The following is a 4,705-nucleotide window of genomic DNA, read 5'->3' as shown; positions in this document are numbered from 1 at the left end:
ATTGCCCCAATAACTGTTCCTAAAAAAGCACCCCAAATAGCACCTAAAAATAAACCACGTCTTCCCCAAACTCGTCCAGGCACAGGCAATGTTAAAGGTGGTTTAAAAGCACTCCAAAAACTACCCCAAATAGTACCTAGAAATCCTCCAAATAAAACTGCTTGCCCAAATAACTCCAGACGATTACTAATTCCATATATACTACCACTAATAGCAACTGCAATAAACCCTCCCCAAAATGCTCCAGTTAAACCTAAACTGCTACCAGACGATCCCAAAGGAATAATATATTGCCAAGCTAATGCGAAAAACCCCCCCCACAACATTCCCACGATCGTACCACCAAAAACTGCAAGGCTACCTTTTATTGTTCCTAATATTAAACCTGCTACTGCTGCTGCACACAATACTCCCCAAAGGCTACCCCACATAGCATCTTTAGCAATACCAGCAATACCATTTCCACCACCTGGTAGAGGAATTATTGGTAATGATGGCGGTTTAGTTTTAGTCAGAATAGGTGTTAATAAAGGTTGATATTGACCCATTTTTCTGTTTATAATAATAGGTTTTGGCGGTGCTGGTTTTCGGGGAGTAGTAGTAGTTTTTGGCGGCCCCAACGACAATAATTTTCGTTGCTTAGGTTGAGCTGGTTGCAGATGTTTCTGATTTCGCACTGCTTCCCTTGATGGAAAAGGGTCGCGCCCTTTTAATTTTTTGGTACGATCGCACCACGGACAAGATTTTAAATGATTACCATATAAATGTTGATGATTTTTTTGACAAATTATCAAATTATCTTCTGCTTCTCGTAGAACTTGCAACCAAATTTTAGTATCTGGGCGCTCCGTAGGATGTTTATGTCCTTTTTCAAAACAATCAATAAACAATTGTTGTATGGTGGGATGCAAAATCTTAAAATCTGGCGCAAGTGGGGTTGGGCGATAGGGAACTCGCTTTTTACTGTAGGGAAAATGACCTGCTTGAATTCGAGCTTCAAGACTTGGTGGTTCACCTCTACCTTGATAAACTCCAGCAAAGGGGTGAGTTCCCTCCATCAACACCTGAAATATTAACACCGCCACCCCAAATAAATCATGTTCTGGTAGGCGATCGACTTCCCGGAAACTCTGACCTTGTAATTCTGGGGGAGTAAATTCTGGTTTTCCCACTGGGCAACGATAAACTTCTAGAGTGTAGGGGTCGCGCACTTGAAATGAGTCTGTATCAACTAGGGTTACTAAAGCAGTATCTGTCACCAGCATATTTGACTCATTGATATCGCCGACTGCATATCCACTTTTGTGTAAAGCATTAACTGCTGCGACTAAATTACGAGCTGTGCGGTGAAGATAACGATAGTTGAAGAGGGGTTTTTGTTCCCTACGGTTTCTAGGATTATAGAATATGTGTATCGGTTCTGCTCTAAAAACACGAGGCATGAGAAAACCGATGATTTGCTGTTTACTGTTGAGGGTGTGTAGTAGGTCTACAGGCCATGCGATCGCTGAATGTCCGGCTGCTATTGGTGCGTCTGGTGGGTGAGAGAACATCACTGTTAGTTTATCGGCATCTTCATCTGTGGGTTTGTGGTAAATTTTGGCCACTAAGGATGGGTCTTGTAGCACAGGATAGATACGACCTTCCCCACCCCCACCAATCAAGTTTTGGGTGTCTAATGTGACAATTTGTCCGCTAAACTGACGTTGCAACTGCATGGGTACTGTCGTTCACCCTAAGATTGTTTTTTCGTTTATAGTATAGCTTGAAATTTTTAATTCGGGAATAGGGAGTGGGGAGTGTGGGGAGTGTGGGGAGCGTGGGAAAGTAGGAGGAATAATTGTTCGGGAGATTTTTCTGTTATAGTCACTCCAAAATTCTCACTTTTTGAGGGTAGGTGAATTGAAACTGGCACACTTTTTTCGATTCTAAAAAGGCTAAAACCTTTACTTAGCAGTGGTTTTATATTAGAGCTGTAAGCACCAAGTATTATGAAGTACAAATATTAATGTTTAATCCTCTTTAGTCTGGGCATCTATCTTGCTAGCTAGTAGTGTACCTGATTGAGATGAAGTATGGCAGAATGCGACAAAGGGAGTAGGATGCTCCCACTGCCTAACTATTGAATTTTGACAAACTGCCTCATAGTCTTAACTATTCTCACCTACAACCAAATACCATAACGCATCAATACCACTGCCTACATATTCTGAATTTTGATGTTGTTGAATCCATTGAATGATGGTGGGGAGAATATTAGGGGATTTTTTGCCTAATTTGCCCAAGGCTTTGGCAACATTCCTGCGTACATAAAAATTTTCATCTTCTAATAGTAGTAGTAAATCAATGACTACGGTATTTGAGTTATTAGCTAACTTACTCAAGGCCATTGCAGTATTCCAACGCACATAAGGATTATCATCTTTAAGTAGTGGTAACAGGTTAGTGACTACAGTACCTGAGCTAGTCAAAAAATCACCTAAAGTACGGGCAGCTACTTTACGCACGATAAAATTGTCATCTTCTAATAGTGTCTCTAAAGTATTAAAAATTATTGAGGAGCGATTCCCTAAACGGAATAAACTTTGAGCAACTCTAACACGGATACTAGAATCTTGCTCTGCTAGCAAGACTAGGAGAGCGTTAGTAACTTTATCAGAGCGATCGCTTAACTGCCCTAAAGTATCAGCAACGCCAGCATGGAAACTACTATCTTCATTTTCTAGTAGTTTCAGTAATTTATCGACTAATATATCTGAATTTTGACATAATTGACTTAATGCCCAGGCAGCTCTGTAACAGGCTGGAGAATTGTCATTTAAACGACTTAGCAAAGCATCAACTACTTTTTCAGAACTATTGCCTAACTTTCCTAAAGCATCAGCACTACTTAAACGTACATCAGAATCTTCATCCTCAAGTCGTGCAACTAGGGCAAAGATCACATTCTCAGAACTATTTCCCAGTTTGCTTAAAGAGAAAGCTGCTGTCCGACGAACATTAAAATCTTTGTCATCTAGTCGCATTACTAAAGCATTAGTCACAGTCTGAGAACTATCGCCCAAATCACCTAAAACTAAAGTAGAATTCTGACGCACTTTAGAATTCTCATCCTGAAGCCGTGCCAGTAATTCCCCGATCACCTCCTGCTTTTCCCCCAGATCCGATCGATATTTCAGCAACCTTTCTTCGTCAATTAAATCTGCCCGCTCTTTCAACATCTCTAAAATTTCTGCTTCAAAATCAGTTTCATACAAACTACAAAAAATTTGATAAACTTGGCGGCGCACCTTCCAACCGAGCAACTCCTCACTACTCACCTCCAACTCAACCAACTTTTCCAAAATCTCATGCACCAACTCGGCATCGGCACCTCGCAACCCCTTGGGATCTTCTGCTAAACAACTAACAGTAAACAATAAATCCCGATGTAACCACTCCTCATGCTCACTACCACGATTCAAAATTGCCCGCATCGCCTTTGCCGCCTTTTTCGGCTTCTGTTGCGCTATTAGCAATAGTAAAACTTCCCGCCAATGTGAGTCATGCAAATGTTCTCGAATACTATCTAAAACAATTTCAAAATCACCCTCATTATCTGCTTGATAGTCAATTTCCTCAGCACACAAATATTCTTGAAAAGTCTTATGCACAAACCCATAAAAATCTTGCCCCTGCTCATTCAACAACCCCGTGCGCTCCCGAATTAATTCCACAAATCTTTCTGCCTCTTCCTTTGCCTGATATAACTGCACCTGCTTCAACCTCTTAATCTCTCGACTCAACTGCTCTATCAACTCATCCCTATCTATCAACGTGCCACCCTCATTATCCCCAACATTTCCCTGAGTATGCACCCAAAAAGCCAACAATTCCATCAACCTGCGTAGATCGTCTAAATCTAAATATTTAAACACCCTATGATTACTAATTTCTTTATTAGCATCCCAGGAAGTTAACAGCGTCTTCACGGCAGCATCATAAAGCTCAAACCGTTTTTTGGGCAAAACCGCCTGATACCGATGAATCAAAGCAATAATTGTCAATAACAAGGGATTTCTGGCCAACAACTTAATTCGGTCATTATCATCCAACGCCTTTCGTAAACTTTCCTTCCTTCTTTCGGCCTCCCCCTTATCTAGAAACCGACTGTCATACCAATTATTGATAAATGCCGAAATCTTCTCGTCATCAAACGACTGCATTTGATAGTGGGGAAATTCCTCTGTGCGGAAAAAGTCGCGCCGATAACCCGCAGGACGAGATGTAATAATTGCTCTATTTCTGTCAAACTGCCCTAAAAAATTCTCAATGCGTCTGACCACATCATAACGTTTGCCTTCTTCTGCCACTTCATCCAAACCATCCAACAATATTAACGCTCTGCCATCCTCTAACCAATGTTCAAAAAATCCTGTTGGTAAAGTTTTGACTGCCATGGTTTTCTCGGAAAATATACGAGCATATTCGAGAATACTTTTGTCGGGATGTCTTGCCAAGTCTCGCATCCTAATTAAAATTGGGAGGTAGTCGGTATTTGGATCTAAACCTAGATATCCCCCCTTGCCCCCCTTTGAAAGGAGGGAACTGGAAGAAGATGAAGATTTGGTCTGGCGATCGCGCTGCGTAGGATCTGGCTTATCTCTATCATCCACAAGGGTTTCGGCATCATAGCCCCCCTTACGAAGGGGGGTTGGGGGGATAG

General features: G+C 41.5%; 2 protein-coding genes. Both read right to left on the bottom strand.

Going from position 1 to position 4,705, the window contains the following annotated elements; genetic code table 11:
- The coding region (locus tag F6K13_RS19040) for a helix-hairpin-helix domain-containing protein (RefSeq protein WP_287288024.1) at positions 1–1,718 on the bottom strand (1,718 nt) is incomplete at its 3' end.
- Between the two features lie 432 nt (positions 1,719–2,150).
- The coding region (locus F6K13_RS19035; RefSeq protein ID WP_287288022.1) for a HEAT repeat domain-containing protein at positions 2,151–4,705 on the bottom strand (2,555 nt) is incomplete at its 5' end.

The organism is Okeania sp. SIO2B9 (genome assembly GCF_010672505.1).
Lineage (GTDB): Bacteria > Cyanobacteriota > Cyanobacteriia > Cyanobacteriales > Microcoleaceae > Okeania > Okeania hirsuta.
This window is presented reverse-complemented; position numbering and strand designations above follow the sequence as displayed.